The organism is Prevotella sp. tc2-28, from assembly GCF_900107705.1.
GTDB lineage: Bacteria > Bacteroidota > Bacteroidia > Bacteroidales > Bacteroidaceae > Prevotella.
This window is the reverse complement of the sequence record NZ_FNRE01000006.1, coordinates 35449-53020: the sequence shown is the minus strand read 5'-3', so window position 1 is coordinate 53020 and position 17572 is coordinate 35449. Positions and strand designations below refer to the sequence as shown.

Annotated in this window: 16 protein-coding genes; 10 read left to right on the top strand and 6 right to left on the bottom strand. The window is 52.1% G+C overall.

Going from position 1 to position 17572, the window contains the following annotated elements:
• Positions 1-8: 8 nt before the first annotated feature.
• The 4 genes from BLU47_RS06940 to cysS all read left to right on the top strand — a co-directional run bounded on the left by BLU47_RS06940 (position 9) and on the right by cysS (position 6515).
• Positions 9-2018, top strand: coding sequence for a RagB/SusD family nutrient uptake outer membrane protein (locus BLU47_RS06940; RefSeq protein ID WP_091960308.1), 2010 nt, complete (start codon positions 9-11; stop codon positions 2016-2018).
• 49 nt (positions 2019-2067) lie between these two features.
• The gene (locus BLU47_RS06935) at positions 2068-3360 is read left to right on the top strand and encodes a pectate lyase family protein (RefSeq protein ID WP_091960305.1); all 1293 of its coding nucleotides are present in this window, start codon (positions 2068-2070) and stop codon (positions 3358-3360) included.
• A 101-nt stretch (positions 3361-3461) separates the two neighbouring features.
• Positions 3462-4967 (top strand): succinate CoA transferase, encoded by a 1506-nt coding sequence (locus BLU47_RS06930; protein ID WP_091960303.1) that lies wholly within the window; start codon positions 3462-3464, stop codon positions 4965-4967.
• Between the two features lie 57 nt (positions 4968-5024).
• Positions 5025-6515 carry a cysteine--tRNA ligase gene (cysS, locus tag BLU47_RS06925; protein WP_091960301.1) on the top strand — a complete coding sequence of 497 codons (1491 nt, stop codon included), beginning with the start codon at positions 5025-5027 and terminating at the stop codon, positions 6513-6515.
• Positions 6516-6518: 3 nt separating this feature from the next.
• Here cysS and BLU47_RS06920 read toward each other — a convergent pair whose 3' ends face one another.
• The 4 genes from BLU47_RS06920 to BLU47_RS06905 are packed head-to-tail and all read right to left on the bottom strand — an operon-like array spanning position 6519 to position 10299.
• Entirely contained in the window at positions 6519-6899 is a 381-nt protein-coding gene (locus tag BLU47_RS06920) for an L-rhamnose mutarotase (RefSeq protein ID WP_091960298.1), read from the bottom strand.
• Positions 6896-7693: a C1 family peptidase gene (locus BLU47_RS06915; protein ID WP_091960296.1), complete on the bottom strand. Its 798-nt coding sequence runs from the start codon at positions 7691-7693 to the stop codon at positions 6896-6898. The genes BLU47_RS06920 and BLU47_RS06915 overlap by 4 nt, the downstream gene beginning before the upstream one ends.
• Positions 7690-9930, bottom strand: a complete 2241-nt coding sequence (locus BLU47_RS06910; RefSeq protein ID WP_091960293.1) for a pectate lyase family protein — start codon at positions 9928-9930, stop codon at positions 7690-7692. Before BLU47_RS06910 ends, BLU47_RS06915 begins: the two co-directional genes overlap by 4 nt.
• 15 nt (positions 9931-9945) lie before the next feature.
• The gene (locus tag BLU47_RS06905; protein WP_091960291.1) at positions 9946-10299 is read right to left on the bottom strand and encodes a hypothetical protein; all 354 of its coding nucleotides are present in this window, start codon (positions 10297-10299) and stop codon (positions 9946-9948) included.
• Between the two features lie 96 nt (positions 10300-10395).
• Between BLU47_RS06905 and BLU47_RS06900 the strand changes: the two genes are divergently transcribed.
• Positions 10396-11637, top strand: coding sequence for a U32 family peptidase (locus BLU47_RS06900; protein ID WP_091960288.1), 1242 nt, complete (start codon positions 10396-10398; stop codon positions 11635-11637).
• 27 nt (positions 11638-11664) lie between these two features.
• Positions 11665-12090 (top strand): SufE family protein, encoded by a 426-nt coding sequence (locus BLU47_RS06895; protein WP_091960285.1) that lies wholly within the window; start codon positions 11665-11667, stop codon positions 12088-12090.
• Here BLU47_RS06895 and BLU47_RS06890 read toward each other — a convergent pair.
• Together BLU47_RS06890 and BLU47_RS06885 are read right to left on the bottom strand one after the other, a co-directional pair.
• Positions 12087-13391 (bottom strand): histidine-type phosphatase, encoded by a 1305-nt coding sequence (locus BLU47_RS06890; protein ID WP_091960283.1) that lies wholly within the window; start codon positions 13389-13391, stop codon positions 12087-12089. The genes BLU47_RS06895 and BLU47_RS06890 overlap by 4 nt on opposite strands.
• On the bottom strand, positions 13388-14113 hold the full coding sequence (locus tag BLU47_RS06885; protein WP_091960280.1) for a hypothetical protein: 726 nt from the start codon (positions 14111-14113) through the stop codon (positions 13388-13390). The genes BLU47_RS06890 and BLU47_RS06885 overlap by 4 nt, the downstream gene beginning before the upstream one ends.
• Positions 14114-14193: 80 nt before the next feature.
• Between BLU47_RS06885 and BLU47_RS06880 the strand changes: the two genes are divergently transcribed.
• The 4 genes from BLU47_RS06880 to purE all read left to right on the top strand — a co-directional run bounded on the left by BLU47_RS06880 (position 14194) and on the right by purE (position 17571).
• A complete protein-coding gene (locus BLU47_RS06880) occupies positions 14194-14841 on the top strand; it encodes a hypothetical protein (protein ID WP_091960277.1) in 648 nt (215 codons plus the stop codon).
• 67 nt (positions 14842-14908) lie between these two features.
• The gene (rpoN, locus tag BLU47_RS06875; RefSeq protein ID WP_091960275.1) at positions 14909-16396 is read left to right on the top strand and encodes an RNA polymerase factor sigma-54; all 1488 of its coding nucleotides are present in this window, start codon (positions 14909-14911) and stop codon (positions 16394-16396) included.
• 20 nt (positions 16397-16416) lie between these two features.
• On the top strand, positions 16417-17037 hold the full coding sequence (locus BLU47_RS06870; protein WP_091960592.1) for a phosphatase PAP2 family protein: 621 nt from the start codon (positions 16417-16419) through the stop codon (positions 17035-17037).
• 27 nt (positions 17038-17064) lie between these two features.
• Positions 17065-17571 carry a 5-(carboxyamino)imidazole ribonucleotide mutase gene (gene purE / locus BLU47_RS06865; protein ID WP_091960272.1) on the top strand — a complete coding sequence of 169 codons (507 nt, stop codon included), beginning with the start codon at positions 17065-17067 and terminating at the stop codon, positions 17569-17571.
• The last annotated feature ends 1 nt before the right edge of the window (position 17572 follow it).

Sequence of the window (17572 nt, the reverse complement as noted above, 5' to 3'; positions counted from 1 at the left end):
ATCTGATTATGAATAAGATTATCAAATTTCTGGCAATCCCTGCTCTCATGGTGGGCTTTACTTCCTGTGAGGATTGGTTGGAATTGCCATCTGAGTCGAAGATGGACAGCCAAAGCGCATTCGAAAGCATAAGCCGTGCCGAAATGACGGTGATGGGCTGTTATGCTTGGCTGCATACCCAGGAACTGGGCTATCAGTTGCTGGAGGGAACAGACGAGAGCGTCTCTACTGAGAGCAACTCTAAATATAATGTGTCCAACTACGACTATACCAATACGTCGGGTATGCTGAGTAATACCTATACTAATATGTATAAGGCTATAGAGTATGCCAATGTATGTATTGATGCTCTCCCCGGTATGTCAGTGGGTGAAGGAGAGGTTGCCAAGCGTGATATGTTGCTGGGTGAGGCTCTTGCCATCCGTGCATATGCCTATTGGAACCTCGTACGTTTCTATGGTGATGTGCCATTTACAACGACACCTACTAGCAAGGCTTCTTCTTTCTCTTCGTCACGTACCAGTCGTGACATCATCTGGGACCAGTGTGTTGCCGATCTGCAGGAAGCAGTGAAAAAGTTGCCCTGGAAGAGTGAAGGTATGGTGCAGACTCCCGAGCGCTTCACCAAGAATGCTGCTTATGGTATTCTGGCACGTGTTGCTCTGTATGCTGCCGGTTATTCCCTGCGCTGGGACCTGAATACCGTTCCTTACAATGCCAGCACCTGCCGCATTGCACAGCGTGACGATCAGGCTCGTGTCAGCGAATTGTTCCAGATAGCAGCAGATGCTTGTAAGGCTGTCATCACCAAGGGCGAGAACTCGCTGGTGGCTAATTACGACCAGTTGTTCCGTGACCTGGCATTGGAGAAATATAACAATGAAACGATGCTGGAGTTCGGAATGCACGGCACCAATGCTGCTGATGTGCGTACGGGTTATACCAATGGTATCCCCGCTAGTGGTACTAGCTTTGAGGTCGGCAAGGTTGCTGCCCAGATGATGGCTATGCCAACCTTCTATTTCGAGTTTGAAGAGGGCGACCAGCGTCGTGACGTGTCTGTTTGTAACTATGGCATCGTTGGTGTCAACAAAGAAAAAGGTTCAACCTATCAGATGGAAACTTATGCCGGAATGGGTGTTGGTAAGTATCGTTGCAACTGGAAGAAAGAGCGTGGCTCAAGTGATTCAAAGCGTGATATCAACTGGCCGTTGCTGCGCTATGCCGATGTGTTGCTGATGTATGCTGAGGCATTGAACGAGGTGCACCATGGCGCAAATGCTGAAGCTGTGAATGCCGTCAAGCAGGTGCGCATGCGTGCCTTTAAGAATGATGCCAGCAAGGTGGGTGTCATTCCTACCGACTATCAAGCCTTCAAGGACTTTATCATCCAAGAACGTAAGCTGGAGTTGAGCAACGAAGGCCTGCGCAAGAGTGATCTGACGCGTTGGGGTGTACTTTATGAACTTCTGACAGCAGAAAAGGCCAAGCTCGTACAGCTCTGTAACCACGAAGGAAAGTATGCTGGCATACCTCAGTACCGTGTCTATAAACTTGATCAGATTCCTATGTTGCAGGATCCGAACATCGCATTGCCTTACCAGGATGCTACAGAAGCAGATATTGCTAAGATAGGACTGCCTGATGCCGATCTGCTGACACTGCATGTCTTGAACAATGGCAGCAAGGGTCTTGTCAAAGCAACCCTGTTGGAAGGCAGCGACGGCAAGGTATATTTTGCTGCGGCTGACGTGCCTGCAGGTGTTACTGTAAAGTCTGCTCAATACAACATCTTGAACATGTGGAGTATCAACTCCTTGAAGCAAAAAGGAAACCTAAGTGTGAAAGACGTGAAAGAGGGTGAGACTACCATCGCTTCAAATAACTCATGGATTACTGGAACGTCAGGCATCTACTACGGTCTGAAGAAGAACATGGTGGAAATACTGCCGTTCAACACCACAAATATCATCGATGTTAATCCCGGATTGGCTGGTCAGCAGCATCCTTGTTATTAATCGTTGATTACTAATTATTCAAGAAATCGTCTTATGGGAAATTAAACTTATGAGACGATTTCTTTTTTTATTGAGCGTGGCGTTAGGCCTGCAAGTGACAGCACAGCCGTTGGCTTTTCCTGGAGCAGAAGGATTCGGGAAGCATGCCGTTGGTGGACGAGGTGGAAAGACCTTCATCGTGACCAACCTGAATGATGATGGGCCAGGAAGCTTGCGTGATGCTGTGGAACAGCAGGGACCTCGGACAGTTGTATTTGCTGTTAGCGGCACCATTGAGCTGAAGACTCCTTTGCGTGTCAACAACGACAGCATCACGATAGCAGGCCAAATGGCTCCTGGCGACGGCATTTGTCTGAAAGACCAGCCGTTGGTGGTGAACGGCAGTCATGTGATAATAAGGTATTTGCGTGTGCGGTTAGGAGATAAGTATACACACGATAACGATGCAGTTAGTGGAGGTCGCTATGGCCAGCATGATGTCATACTGGATCATTTGTCAGTGAGCTACTCAATTGATGAGTGCCTCTCTATCTACAAAACCAAGAATCTGACTGTACAATGGTGTTTGGTCAGCCACTCGCTGGCCCATTCGCGCCATACTAAGGGTGCTCATGGGTTCGGTGGCATTTGGGGAGGCTATGGTGCCACATTCCATCATAACCTGTTGGCAAACCATTCCAGTCGTAATCCTCGTTTCTCGTCGGTAGAAGGTACCAAACAAGTAGATATGCGCAACAATGTGGTCTACAACTGGGGCTTCAAGTCGGCTTATGGTGGCGGTCGTCATGGCGAGATAAATATGGTTGCCAACTACTACAAGCCTGGTCCTGCCTCAGAACATCATCGATTGTTGGACGTTGCCGATGACGGAACAGGACGCTATTATATAAATGGTAACGTGATGGTGGGTGATGATGGTGTGACCAAGGACAACTGGACAGGTGTAGGGGGCAAGAACGACCCTATGGCATGTAAGGTGGATGAGCCCTATCCCTTTGTCCCCATCCAGGAGCAACGTCCTGAGAAAGCCTATCTGTTGGTGTTGGAGAAAGTTGGATGCAGTTTGCATCGTGATTCTTATGACTCCGACGTAGTCAAACAAGTCAAGAAGAGCGAGGCTTGGTATGGTAACAAAGGTATTATTGACACCCCGGAGCAGGCTGGAGGATGGCCTCTGTTAAGATCGAAGACCCCACCTCAAGATACCGATCAGGATGGTATGCCAGACAAATGGGAGCGTAGGCATGGATTGAGTCCTGATAATGCAAATGATGCTAAACAGTATTCCTTGGATAGGGACTACACCAATCTGGAGGTCTATATGAATGGTATTGTTAAATAAGATGCTTCCTGTTCATCTCTTTCGTGAAAAGTGACGGTTTGTTTGGTGGTTTGGTCGAAAAGTAGTAAATTTGCACGCAAATTTGCAAATTTAACGAAATTATGGCTTATACACGTTTGACAGCTGCAGAGGCTGCAGCAATGATTAAGAATGGTGAGCACATCGCCATGAGTGGCTTTACACCCGCCGGTGTAGCCAAGGCAACAACAAAGGAACTGGCTAAGTATGCTATTGCAGAGCATGAGGCTGGTCGCGAGTTCAAGGTGGCTATCTTCACTGGTGCCTCTACAGGTCAGAGCACCGACGGTGACCTGGCAAACGCACAGGCAATTCTCTACCGTGCCCCTTACACCACGAACCCTGACTTCCGTAAGCATGTGAATGCCGGCGAGATTCCCTACAATGATTTGCACCTGAGCCACATGGCACAGGAGTTGCGCTATGGCTTCTACGGTCCGCTTGACTGGGCCATCCTTGAAGTGTGCGACATCGAAGAGGTGGGCAATGACTATCATGTCTATCTGACTGCTGCCGGTGGAATCTCGCCTACGGCTGCTCGTTTGGCGAAACACGTGATTCTGGAACTTAACTCCTTCCATAACCCCAATGCCAAGTTCATCCACGACGTCTATGAGCCGCTGGATCCCCCTTACCGCAAGGCTATCCCCATTGAGCATGTCGGCGACCGCATCGGTCAGTCCTTCGTCTCTATCCCCAAGGACAAGGTGGTGGGTGTTGTTGAGTGCAACATTCCCGATGAGGCCCGTGCCTTTAAGGATTCAGACCCTGTAACCGATAAGATTGGTTTCTTGACAGCCGAATTCTTGGTTGAAGAGATGCACAAGGAACGCATCCCCAAGGAGTTCCTTCCCTTGCAGAGTGGTGTGGGCTCAACAGCCAATGCCATCCTCGGTGCACTGGGTCAGGACAAGCACGTTCCCGACTTCAACATCTATACCGAGGTGCTGCAGGACAGCGTGGTAGCCATGATGCTGAACGGCCGTGTGAAAGATGCCTCAGCCTGCTCGCTGACCGTGTCGAACGAGTGCCTGCTGCAGGTCTATGATAATATGGACTACTTCAAGAACCACCTGACATTGCGCCAGAGCGAGATTTCGAACTCGCCCGAGATTATCCGCCGCTTAGGTGTTATTGCTATCAATACCGCTATTGAGGCCGACCTCTATGGTAACGTGAACTCTACCCACATCAGCGGTGTGAAGATGATGAACGGTATCGGTGGTTCGGGTGACTTCATCCGCAACGCCTACCTCTCTATCTTTACCTGTCCTTCAGTGGCCAAGGGTGGCGTGATCAGTTCTATCGTACCTTTCGTCAGCCATCAGGACAGCTCGGAGCACGACGTGAACATCATCGTGACCGAGCAGGGTGTTGCCGACTTGCGCGGCAAGGGTCCCATCCAGCGTGCTGAGTGCATCATCGAGAACTGTGCACACCCCGACTACAAGCAGCTCTTGTGGGACTACCTGAAGATTGCCAAGATGGGTCAGACGCGTCACAACCTGCCTGCAGCCTTCGCCATGCACGATACGCTGGCTCGCAAGGGTGACATGAAGTTGACGGACTTTGCTGAATACGTGAAGTAGATTAAAGATTAAAAATTAAAAATTAAATTCACCGCTTCGCGGTTCAGGATTTAAATAATGGAATCAAGATTAGTTATATATAATACGCTGACGCGCCAGATGGAGCGCTTCGAGCCGCTGCATGCCCCCAACGTGGGCATGTATGTGTGCGGTCCGACCGTCTATGGCGATCCCCATCTGGGACATGCGCGTCCTGCCATTACCTTCGATTTGTTGTTCCGCTACCTGAAGCATTTAGGCTATAAGGTTCGCTACGTCCGTAACATCACGGATGTAGGTCATCTGGAACACGATGCCGACGAGGGTGAGGACAAGATAGCCAAGAAGGCCCGTCTGGAACAGTTGGAACCGATGGAGATTGCCCAGTACTATACCAACCGCTACCATCAGTATATGGATGCGCTGAACGTGCTGCGCCCAAGTATCGAGCCCCATGCCACCGGTCATATCATCGAACAGCAGCAGCTGGTGCAGCAGATTCTGGACAATGGTTTTGCCTACGAGTCGAACGGCTCCGTCTACTTCGACATCGAGGCTTATAACAAGAAGTACAAGTACGGCATTCTGAGTGGCCGTTCGCTGGAAAACATCAAGGACGAGAGTCGCGAACTGGCCGGTGTCGGTGAGAAGAAGAACCAGGCCGACTTTGCCCTGTGGAAGAAAGCCCAGCCCGAGCACATCATGCGCTGGCCGTCACCCTGGAGCGACGGATTCCCCGGCTGGCACTGCGAGTGTACAGCGATGGGTCGCAAATATCTGGGCGAGGAGTTCGACATCCACGGCGGCGGCATGGACCTGGTGTTCCCCCACCACGAGTGCGAGATAGCTCAGGCCCAAGCCTCGATGGGTCATCCCGCCGTGAAGTACTGGATGCACAACAACATGCTGACCATCAACGGCAAGAAGATGGGCAAGTCGTACAACAACTTCATCACGCTGGAGCAGTTCTTTACCGGCAATCATCCGTTGCTGGAGAAGGCCTATTCACCGATGACCATCCGCTTCTTCATCCTGTCAGCCCATTATCGTGGCACGGTAGACTTCTCGAACGAGGCACTGGTGGCAGCTGAGCGCGGACTGGAGAAGTTGATGAATGCCATTGCCGACATGGACCGCATCCAGCCCGCCGACAAGTGTGATGCCGAGACGGAGAAGGTGGTGAAGGCACTGCGCCAGAAGTGCTACGACGCCATGAACGACGACCTTGCCACTCCGCAGGTTATCAGCAACCTTTTCGAGGCATGTACCGTCATCAACAAGTTGGTAGACCACAAGGCAACCATCTGTGCCGACTGCCTGCAGGAACTGAAGGACACCATGCACCTCTTCGCCGAGGACATCTTGGGACTCAAGGCCGAGAAGAGCGGTACCAACGACGAGCGTGAGGCCGCCTTCGGCAAAGTCATGGACATGGTGCTGGAACTGCGTGCCAAGGCCAAGGCCGACAAAGACTGGGCTACGTCAGACAAGATTCGCGACGAGCTGGCTGCCGCCGGTTTTGAGGTCAAGGACACCAAGGACGGTGTCACCTGGAAACTGAACAAGTAAGGGTTAATACAGGTAGAAAATCCTGTCCATCATACGCCACTTCTCATCAGAGGTGGCGTTTTTGCTGCATTGCTGGAACTGAGCGACATACGCCTCCCATTCAGCCTGACGGGGTAGGGTGGCGAGTCGAGCCATCGCCGTGTCCCAGTCGAAGTCGAGAGGTGTCTCCACGATCATGAACAGGCGCGTCCCGAGGATGTAGATTTCCATTTCGAGAATGCCGACACTGCGGATGCCCTGCTTGATCTCGTCCCAGAAGTGGTCACGGTCGTGCGCCTCCTTGTATTTCCTGATTAACTCCGCGTTGTCGCGCAGGTCCATGGTCTGGCAATAGCGCTTCACGGGACCATGGTATTCCTGTACCTTGTAGCCTTCAGTTTTCATTGTTCGTATGCTGTTTTAGTCATGTAAATGGCAATCATATCCTCCCACATCTTGCTCACGGGCATGTACACCAAGCCTTTGTACGGGTCGTCAGAACCCCACGAGTTCTTCATCACATAGTAGTGCCGCTGCTGCTCGTCATGAGCCATTCCGACCACCTCCATGGCATGTCCGCGGCTCTCCCAGCAGACGGGGTGTCGATGGTGCAGAGCCCGGTCTACGTGCGCCTTCAGCGTGTCCAGCGGGACATTCAGCAAGCGGTTGTGCTCCCAATTGTCGGGCACCGGCACGTCCACCTTCTGATAATACGGCGAGTCCGGCCAGCACGTCAACGACAGGTACTCGTCGGGTGCACAAACCGAGTGGGCAAACTCCAGTGGCGTGTATTTCGCGCCGAGCATGAAGACCCATTTCGGCAGGGGCAAGTCGGGCGTGGCGTCGTCGGGCATCACGTCGTAGCCCACGATGCCATGGCGGCCTATCATGTTGAGCGTCGTCTGACACATGGCGCGGTCATTAGCGGTGAGAGGCGAGCGGTGAGAGGTGAGATTTTTGTAATCTTCCAGCATGCGCCCGACATAGACGGGTGACAGGTTTACCGAGTCGCCCCGCAGGATGTGTTCCGTCTCGATGGTAGCCAACATGGCATACGCCCAACAGATTTCCGACTTGCCCTGGTTCTTGACGGGCGTCATGGGCAACAGCACATCGTGGACAAACACCTTTGGCGGGCGGTTGCTGCATCCCGTGAGCAGCAATGCCACCACCATGAAGACAGCAGACCGTATTTTCATTCGGCGACGGGCTCCAGTTTGATGAGCATCACAATACTCTCCTTAGAACCTTTGGTCAGCACATACTGCGTTCCTTTGGTAATGGCAATGGGCTGCAGTTCATAATACTTACCTTCCGAATTCTCGGTACCTGACACGGTAGTCGTCTCGTTGTTTATCTTTACGTCGCGACCATCCTTTGCAGTTGCAAGAACAAGTGTCATGAGGTAGTTGCTGGCAGGGGTAAAGGTGATGCTTCCTTTGCTGTCCAGTTTGACACCCTTCTTGTAACCAATGCTGTTATAGGTGATCTTTCCATCGCCATAGCTCCCGCCAACCGTGAACATGCTGCTGGAGGGAGAACCGTCGAAAGAAGCAAGGATAATGCCCTCCGGTGCAGGTTCATCGCCACCGCCTTGTTCGCCACCGCCAGAGGTTTCCTCTTCCTCACCCATGATGCCGATGAGCGTTGTGTGATAGCCCATGACGGCAGCTTTCAGCGCGTCGTTGATAGCATCGCTCGTATCGTCCGTGGTGTTGTTGAATGTCCACTGCAGGTCGCCGTGGTTCATACGACCGGCACCATAGAAGCCCGTCACGACAGCGGGAACGTCATTGGCTGCGACAGGCGCGTATTCGTACATCAGACTGGCGTCCGTGTCGAAATTGTTATAGGTATATTCTCCTACCACCGACTTATACGTTTCAGGCACTTTTTCTTCGCGGGTGTCAGCCTCGTAAGCATCGAACTCGACAGGGTATTGCTTGTGCGACCTGAAGGTGGTGGCCGACTTGCCTGTCAGCACATTACCGTAGGCCTTGATCATTCCTCCGTCGTGGTCATCGGCAAAGCCGCCACGTCCATCGGTGCCCTGCTCGGAAATCAGCATCGGGTTCTTGCTGTTGCGGAAATAGTTGGACTCCACAAAGATGTCAGCGCCCTTTACGGCCCCGACGCCAATCTTCGACACGCCATCATAGTAGTTATTCCAGACGTGTACAGTCATGGTGCGGACACGCGGATGGCGCGAGTCGGAATGGTCGAACCAGTTGTGGTCATAGCTGATATAGTTGGGACCGCTCTCGCTCTTCATGCCACAGAGAGAAGTCTTTCCGCTATCCCAGAAGTGATTATACGAGAACGTGCAGTAGCGCGAGTCGTCCTTCACGTCCAGTGAGCCGTCACCCTTCTTCTGGTCGGCAGCACTGCCTGCATTGCCGTAGAAGAAGTCGATATGGTGAATCCATGCGTGCTGGGTACCTTTCAGTTGTATGCCGTCATCGTTGAAGTTCACGAGTCCGATGTTGCGCATCTCCACCTTTGTGCCATTGTAAAACGTCATGCCAAAGCCATTGAAGGTGGCATCATCGCCAATGCCCTCCAGCGTTACGTTCATTTCCGTGTCATCCCCATTTCCTTTCAGCTGCAGTCCGTCTTCATCACTCATCAATTGGGCTGCATCGGCATCGTTGGTGGTAATCTCGCCGATGATGCGGACTGCCATCGGCGTGGTGTCATAGCCTTTCTGCTTGGCCTTGAAAATCTCGCCCAGTCCGGTATAGGTCTCGGTGTTTCCCTTGTTGTCCTTGACCATCTCCAGTTGGATGGTGTTGAAGTTATGCTTCGTCACATACAGCACCTTGGCGTTAGCCTTCAGCGTACCGTCAGCCTTGTAGGCGCCCGGCTCATAACCGTCCTTGAAGGCAAAGCCCTGCCGACTGTAGCCCTTCACCTCCAGCAGTCCCGTCTCGCTGGCAAATGCGGTCAGTTCCGTGCCGTCGCCATTCACGGGCACTACCTTCAGCTGATAGTTGGCGGCAGCCTGCAGGCCAATCACGTCGGCGCGCCCGTAGGTGCCGTAGTTGCGCACCAGTTCACGGTCTATCTTGGTGTAGTCGGCATACTGTCCGCCTTTCACATAGACGTTGTAATTGCGGATGTTGCCATACACGCTGAACTTGACGTAGGCAGCCTCCAGCCATCCCTTAGCCTCCAGGATGCTGACCCGGTCGGTAATCGCCTTGGCAAAGGAGATGGCAGCCACCGTGTTGTCGTATCGGTCCTGACCCGCCATGACCTTGCCGTTGTCGAAAGTCATCTCGTGGATGTCTGCCGTGTTATAGTATTTCGAGGTGCCGTCAGCGAGCTTCAGCTGTACCTGGTTCTTGGTGGCGTCCTGCTTGACGTCGTTCTGTGCCTGTGTGCCCGTGGCCATCATCATGGCGAGCAGGGTGAAGAGTGATGTGATATGCTTCATTGTTGGTTTCCTCCCTTATTTTATCAGAACTTTCTTGCCGTCTATCACGTAGAGCCCGGGCTTGAGACCGGCCATGCTCTTTCCCGCGTACACCCCTTTCAGCGTGTATATCGCCTTGCCTTCCAGTCCCGCCTGTCGGGCGATGGTGATGCGCTCCTCGATGCTCGTGGCACCCTCGAAACTGATGACCACCTCCGCCATGTCGAACGTGGCGTCGGCAGTCCCGTCATTATACTTGACGGTCATCTTGTCGCCGTCGAAGGTAATCTTCTGTATTTTCATGCCGTCGATAGTGGTCTTGTCGCCATCGTCTGCCATGACGGCGGTGCAGAGCAGCAGGAGGCTGCCAGTCCATAGAATCTTCTTCATATTCTCTTGTCCAGTAAGTATCTTTTGCTTGCAAAATTACGAAATAATTATCAATTGTCAGTTGTCAATCATCAATTATTTTGTATCTTTGCACCCATGAATCTGAATGACTTTGAAATCATGGCACCCGTAGGCAGCCGCGACTCGCTGGCTGCAGCGCTCAAGGCTGGTGCCGGCAGCGTGTATTTCGGCGTCGAGCAGTTGAACATGCGTTCGCACTCCGCCAACCACTTCACCATCGACGACCTGCGCGACATTGCCGCCACGTGCCGCGAGGCGGGCGTGAAGTCGTACCTGACGGTGAACACCATCATCTACGGCGAGGACATCGCGCTGATGCACCAGATTATCGATGCCGCCGTGGAGGCCGAGATAACGGCTGTCATCGCCTGCGACATCGCCGTGATGACCTACTGCCGCCAGAAGGGCATGGAGGTGCACCTGTCCACGCAGCTGAACATATCGAACATCGAGGCGCTGAAGTTCTACGCCCAGTTTGCCGATGTCGTCGTGCTGGCGCGCGAGCTGAACCTCGACCAGGTGGCCGAGATTTATCGCCAGATAGAGGAGCAGCACGTCACCGGACCCAGCGGCGAACTGGTGCGCATCGAGATGTTCTGTCACGGCGCCCTCTGCATGGCTGTCAGTGGCAAGTGCTACATGAGCCTCGACAACACGGGGCGCTCAGCCAACCGCGGCGCCTGCATGCAGATATGCCGCCGCAGCTACATCGTCACCGACCGCGAGACGGGCACCGAGCTGGAGATCGACAACAAGTACATCATGTCGCCCAAGGACCTGAAGACCATCCGCTTCATCGACCGCATGATGAAATCAGGTGTGCGGGTGTTCAAGATTGAAGGCCGCGCCCGCGGTCCCGAATATGTCTTGACCGTAGTACAATGCTACCGCGAGGCCATCCAAAGCGTGCTGGACGGCACCTTCACAGAGGATAAAAAGGATGCTTGGGACGAGCGACTCGCCACCGTCTTCAACCGCGGCTTCTGGGACGGCTACTACCAGGGACAGACGCTGGGCGAGTGGAACAAGCACTACGGCTCGTGCGCCACCGAGCGCAAGCAATACATCGGCAAGGGTGTGAAATACTTCTCCAAGCTCGGCGTGGCGGAGTTCACCGTCGAGGCCGACACCTTCTCCGTGGGCGACAAGATGCTCATCACCGGTCCCACCACGGGAGCACTGTACGTCACCGTCGACGAAATCCACGACGACGACAGCAGCATACAGACCGCCCAGCAAGGCACGCGCGTCAGCATCAAGGTGCCCGAGAAGGTAAGACCCAGCGACAAATTATTCAAAATCATCCCATCGAAATAACGAAATCTCGAAACATCGAAAAAAATCATGGCAACAATTAACGAAATACAAGACGAAATCATAGAAGAGTTCACCGGTTTCGACGACTGGATGGACAAGTATCAACTGCTCATAGACTTAGGCAACGACCAAGAGCCGCTCGATGAGCAATATAAGGTAGAGCAGAACTTGATAGACGGCTGCCAGAGTCGTGTGTGGCTGCAGGCCGACTATGAAGATGGCGTCATCCGCTTTACTGCCGAGAGCGACGCGCTGATCGTAAAGGGCATCGTGGCACTGCTCATCCGCGTGTTGTCAGGTCATACCCCCCAGGAAATCCTGGACGCAGACCTGTACTTCATCGAGAAGATTGGATTGAAGGAACACCTGTCGCCCACGCGTTCGAATGGCCTGTTGGCGATGGTCAAGCAGATGAGAATGTACGCCTTGGCGTTTAAGACGAAGGAGGGTTAACGGGCTGAAGCGGCTCGCAGCAACTCATAGTCTTCGATTTTCTGGAGATAGTGTTGGCGGAAGTCACGCCAATGGTAATAAGGGGCGATGTCTGTCGGAATGGGCAGCTTCGCCTCTTGTTCGTTCAGCAGCACCTTAAAGATGACGTCTTCGTCTTGCGCGTCTTGACGGTAGAAAACAAACTGGACATTGCTGGCCATGGGGAACACCAGACAGGCCCACCACCCGTTGGGCTCCAATTGCTCAAGGTCGTCGGTCACGAAATCAAATCCGTTGAGTCCAAGAAGGCAGACGAGCGGCAGGATAACCGTTTCGTGCCCGAAGCGAAGATGGGCACCGCGACGGTCGGTGTGGATGATGCTGTCGGCGTCTTCAATCATCTTGCGCAACAGTTTGCGTTGCGTATAATGTTGGTGTCCTGAAGTGAACGGAGAAGGACCATGCATGATGTACCACCAGGCATTCTCGTGTTGCCAGAAACGGTGTATCTCCTCGTAAGTGAAGAGGTCTATGAGGCTTGTCCGTTCGTTCATACGGGTGTTCTGCTGGATGAGTGCCGTTTTTAGCAGATAGTAGTTCAGCCATTGCTTGCTAATCATCTGGCTGACGGTGTCGGGGTTGATGAAGAGCAGGTTCATCAGTCGGGGATTCTGCTCTCTGGACTGACGGAAATGAGCGTACACCTGGTTGCCTCGACGGCTTTTCATACTGTCGCGCAGTTGCTGGTCTTGGTAGTTCAGATACCAGGCGTCTTGTTCGGAGGCATGCAGGCTGATGGCAAGCCTTGGATGCAGTGCGGCAAGTTGTGCCACGGCAGCCCCCATGGACAGGATGCAGCGGTTGGCTGTTGTGCTGCGGGCATCGATGAATGCACTGTCGCGGAACACCTCGGGGAATCGTTCCGACATGCGTCGTGCTATATGGCGGTGCTGTCGCTTGCCAAGTCCGGTCAGGTCGCCCCAGCGACCTTCGGAGTCCTGGATAATCCAGCGCAGGTCGTGCAGCACATCCTTTCCGATGGGAGTCAGCTGGTTCATGCTGTCCGCTTTGCACAGCATGTTATAGGGAATGTCGTAGCCTTTGCGGTTGCTGAGGTATCGCGAACCATGTCGCCCGTAGTGGCTGATATAGAAAGGCTGTTTGCCAGCCGGAGGCGGTGTCATCTGGGGTTGTATGCTGTCAGGATAGATGCAGTAGTTGCTGGCAGAGAAGTTACGGTTCTTCGTAATGAAATCGAACGCGTTTTGTGCAGCACATGACAGGCTGATGATGGTTATCAGTAAAAAGAGCAACCGTTTCATGGCTTTTCCCTCCTTTCATTCAGCAGTTCCAGTCTCTTGAGGCAATAGGTGCGGAAAGTGCTCCACTTGTAATAGGGCAACTGTTTGGTCGGCAGTGGCAGTGTGATTGCCTTGCCGTCCACCAGCACCTTTACCAGCACGTCCTGGTCGTCCAAATGGCGACGATAGAATACCAGCTGGATGTGATTGCCTTCGGGAAACAGTCCCACCAATGGTGTCGTGGACGTCTCATGACCATAGCGCAGGCTGATGCCAGGCTTTGGCTGACTGATACAGCTGTCTGCCTCGTCAATGATTTTCCGCAACAGTCGGTGCCAGGTCTGTGGTTGGTTGTGCTGTTGGTCCAGATAACCTAAGTCGCGACGCGTGGCATTGTGGTGGATGTTCAGGTTCGGATAGAATGTGGACAGTTGTACCATCGCGTTTTCCATGGCAAGGATGCAGCAGGCATTGGTCATGCTGCGAGCATCTACGGGCATCTTGTCGACAAACACCTCGGGGAAGCGTTCCACCATTTGGCAGATAACGGTTCTTTCCTTGTGAGCCGCAGAATCAGTGAGCACATACTCGTTGACTTGGCCGTGGTGTTGCAATTCGTGTCGTCCGTAATGACTGATATAAAAAGGCTTCATACCAACAGGAGCTGGCGTCAAGGACTTTTGAGCCCAAGCCATCAGACAGGCCGCAAAAGTGAATAGCATTGACAATAGTGCCTTTTTCATAAAAGATTTTTCTCTTTGGAGTGCAAATATAAGAAAAAAGTCGTATATTTGCAACATAAAACTATAAAAAAGTAACTATCATGGCAAAGAATCAGAACTGGCAGGACGATTATTGGCTGCTTGTTATGCAGCTATACCTGCGTAAACCCGTTGGTGTGAAACCCATGTATAGTCGTGATGCTATCTTCCTGTGCTTGGAGTTGCATTTAGCACCAGAACAGCTCTTTGCACGACAGTGTGAGATAGCCAATTTGGAAACACCGCGCATAGAACGTATCTGGCAGGAGTATGGACGTAATCCCAAGCGCTTGACACGTGCCGTGAGCTTGTTGCGCAACATGATAGGATTCAATAGCAGTGGAGACTTTTATGATGGTGTCGAGGTGGAAGAGACCTTTGAACGTGACTTCCACCCGTTAGAGGGAGAGGAGCGCCTGATGCCCATCTCCTTGGTCTTGATTCTCGACCTGTATTTCCGGTTGACACCTATTACGATGGTGGCTGAGACTCCCGAGGTCCGCAATATGGCCAGCCTGTTGAAAGTGCCAGTGTCCGTGGTTGTCGACGTGCTGAACATCTTTCAGCACTGTGACCCTTATCTGCATCGTCGTGATGTTATCGTTCATCCGCTGATGACTGCCTGTCAGCAAATCTGGGACCGCTATGGGAATATGGATATCCGGCAGTTGGCTTCCTATGCAGTCCAGTTGCGGGCCTACTATCTGTAATCTCAGTATAAAAAATGTTGATTTTATTTTGTCCTGCTCTTAATAATTAGTACCTTTGCACACGATTATGGCACAAGAGCAAGTTCAGGTACAGGATTTGGCGCAGCAACAAAAGCTGACACAGACGATTACGAAGCAACAGTTGTTGCAGGCGCAATTGACTGAACTGCCTATTACGCAACTGCAGGAAAGGGTCAATGCGGAGATGGATGACAATCCCGCTTTGGAGATATCAACAGAGCCTGCTGACGATGCTGCTTACTCCGAGACACCTGATACCATAGAAACCCCAGAGACTTTCGAACAAGAAGAACGCCAGTCGGCGCTTGATGCCGCCTTGGAGTCGATAGGGCGCGATGACGAGGATCTGCCTGTCTATCATGGAGGAATGTCAAACCAAGAGGAGCGCGAGGAAGTGGTCTATGGACAGACCGAGTCTTTCTATGACCAGCTGAAGAACCAGATGGGTATGGCAGAACTCACTGAGCAGGAGGAACGTGTGATGGAATACCTTATCGGTTCGCTTGACGACGACGGACTCTTGCGCAAGCCGCTTCATAGCATTGCCGACGAACTGGCTATCTACCATAACGTGGATGTGCCTGAACAGCAGATAGAACGCGTGTTGCGCAAGTTGCAGGAGTTTGACCCTGCCGGCATTGGAGCCCGTTCGCTGCAGGAGTGCCTGTTGCTACAGATACAGCGCCGTAAACCTTCAAACCTGAAAGCACTGATGCTTCAGACTATCGAAGACTATTTCGAACTGTTCACCAGAAAGCATTGGGATAAGTTACAGCAGCAACTCCGACTGACCGACCTACAAGCCGAGGTGTTGATTCGTGAGTTACGTAAACTCAACCCTAAACCGGGCACTTCCTTGGGAGAGGTGGTAGGGCGCTCCGTACAACAGATAACCCCCGACTTCATTATCGACACACAGGACGACGGTACGGTGACATTTACACTCAATGGCGGCGACATTCCCGAACTCCACGTGTCACAGTCGTTCACCGATACATTGAAGGAATACCAGACGAACAAGGATAATATGAGTCGTCAGATGAAGGAGGCATTGCTTTATACGAAGAAGAAGGTGGATGCCGCCCAGAGTTTTATAGAGGCTATACAGGTACGTCGCCATACACTGATTGTCACCATGCAGGCAATCATCCAGTGGCAACACCGTTTCTTTGAAGAAGGCGACGAGGCCTTATTACGTCCTATGATACTGAAAGATATTGCTGAGAAGACCGGACTCGACCTGAGCACCGTCTCACGTGTCAGCAATTCCAAATATGCCCAGACCCGTTGGGGCACGTTCCCTCTTCGCTATTTTTTCAGTGGATATGTTTCCGCTGAAGGCGAAGAACTCTCCACGCGGGAAATCAAGGCTGCCTTGCGCGACCTCATAGCTGCTGAGGATAAGTGTTCGCCAATGAGTGACGATATGCTGACTAAGGAATTGGCCAAGAAAGGCTATCCCATAGCCCGTCGCACCGTCGGAAAATATCGTGAGCAGCTTGGTATACCTGTCGCACGTTTGCGGCGTTCGTAATGATTTTGAATGAGAAGGATATGAGAAGAGAGAAACAGATGATTCTTGCTGCGCGCATCATTAGCATGGTTTTTACACCGTTCTATCTGCCGATGCTTGGACTGATAGTGCTTTTCTTGTTCAGCTATCTCAGCATCTTCCCCTTTTTCTATAAGTTGGAAGTGCTCACCTTGTCCTATCTGTTTACGATTCTTCTGCCCACGGTACTGATACATATGTATCGGAGATATCAGGGATGGAACTTGATAGAACTGGGTCACCGCGAGCGGCGTATGGTGCCCTACATGATTTCCATCGTGTGTTATTTCGTATGCATCTATGTGATGGAATGGCTCCATATGCCTCATTTTATGAGTGCAATCGTCATTGCTGCCCTATTGGTGCAAATCGTGTGTGCACTGATTAACCTCTGGTGGAAAGTTTCCACCCATACCGCTGCCATCGGCGGGGTGGGAGGAGCACTGTTCGCCTTCGCTGAATACCTGAACTTCAATCCTGTGTGGTGGCTTTGCCTGATATTCCTCGTAGCAGGTTTGTTAGGTACCAGTAGAATGATTCTGCGACAGCATAGTCTGGCACAGGTAGTTGTCGGTTTCTGGGTTGGTTTCCTGTGTGCCGCCATCGTGGTTCTTATGATATAGAATGCAAAACCGTAAATAATTAATAGAATGAATCCTATCGTAAGCATTATCATGGGCAGTACGAGCGACCTGCCCGTTATGGAGAAAGCCTGCAAGTTGCTCAACGAGATGCAGGTACCTTTTGAGGTCAATGCGCTGTCTGCCCATCGAACCCCTGAAGCAGTGGAAACTTTTGCTAAGGAAGCTAAGGGACGCGGTTTGAAAGTGATTATTGCAGCAGCGGGTATGGCTGCTGCCTTGCCTGGTGTGATAGCTGCCTCAACGACGCTGCCTGTCATTGGTGTACCTATCAAGGGCATGTTAGACGGATTGGATGCCATGCTTAGCATCATTCAGATGCCCCCGGGCATTCCTGTGGCAACGGTAGGTGTCAACGGTGCACAGAACGCTGCTATCCTGGCAGTCGAGATGCTTGCTCTGAGCGATGAGGCTATTGCCCAGCGCCTTGCTGACTACAAGAGTGGGCTGAAAGAGAAGATAGAGAAGGCCAACAAGGATTTGGCGGATGTGAAATATGAATTTAAGACCAATTAGT

Excerpts from the sequence above, each read along its gene's own strand:
- BLU47_RS06890 (WP_091960283.1), bottom strand. The coding sequence starts at position 13,391 with ATGAAACGGTTGCTCTTTTTACTGATAACCATCATCAGCCTGTCATGT.
- BLU47_RS06930 (WP_091960303.1), top strand. The coding sequence starts at position 3,462 with ATGGCTTATACACGTTTGACAGCTGCAGAGGCTGCAGCAATGATTAAG.
- BLU47_RS06885 (WP_091960280.1), bottom strand. The coding sequence starts at position 14,113 with ATGAAAAAGGCACTATTGTCAATGCTATTCACTTTTGCGGCCTGTCTG.
- BLU47_RS06900 (WP_091960288.1), top strand. The coding sequence starts at position 10,396 with ATGAATCTGAATGACTTTGAAATCATGGCACCCGTAGGCAGCCGCGAC.
- BLU47_RS06935 (WP_091960305.1), top strand. The coding sequence starts at position 2,068 with ATGAGACGATTTCTTTTTTTATTGAGCGTGGCGTTAGGCCTGCAAGTG.
- cysS (WP_091960301.1), top strand. The coding sequence starts at position 5,025 with ATGGAATCAAGATTAGTTATATATAATACGCTGACGCGCCAGATGGAG.
- BLU47_RS06920 (WP_091960298.1), bottom strand. The coding sequence starts at position 6,899 with ATGAAAACTGAAGGCTACAAGGTACAGGAATACCATGGTCCCGTGAAG.
- rpoN (WP_091960275.1), top strand. The coding sequence starts at position 14,909 with ATGGCACAAGAGCAAGTTCAGGTACAGGATTTGGCGCAGCAACAAAAG.
- BLU47_RS06870 (WP_091960592.1), top strand. The coding sequence starts at position 16,417 with ATGAGAAGAGAGAAACAGATGATTCTTGCTGCGCGCATCATTAGCATG.
- BLU47_RS06915 (WP_091960296.1), bottom strand. The coding sequence starts at position 7,693 with ATGAAAATACGGTCTGCTGTCTTCATGGTGGTGGCATTGCTGCTCACG.
- BLU47_RS06905 (WP_091960291.1), bottom strand. The coding sequence starts at position 10,299 with ATGAAGAAGATTCTATGGACTGGCAGCCTCCTGCTGCTCTGCACCGCC.
- BLU47_RS06940 (WP_091960308.1), top strand. The coding sequence starts at position 9 with ATGAATAAGATTATCAAATTTCTGGCAATCCCTGCTCTCATGGTGGGC.
- BLU47_RS06895 (WP_091960285.1), top strand. The coding sequence starts at position 11,665 with ATGGCAACAATTAACGAAATACAAGACGAAATCATAGAAGAGTTCACC.
- purE (WP_091960272.1), top strand. The coding sequence starts at position 17,065 with ATGAATCCTATCGTAAGCATTATCATGGGCAGTACGAGCGACCTGCCC.
- BLU47_RS06910 (WP_091960293.1), bottom strand. The coding sequence starts at position 9,930 with ATGAAGCATATCACATCACTCTTCACCCTGCTCGCCATGATGATGGCC.
- BLU47_RS06880 (WP_091960277.1), top strand. The coding sequence starts at position 14,194 with ATGGCAAAGAATCAGAACTGGCAGGACGATTATTGGCTGCTTGTTATG.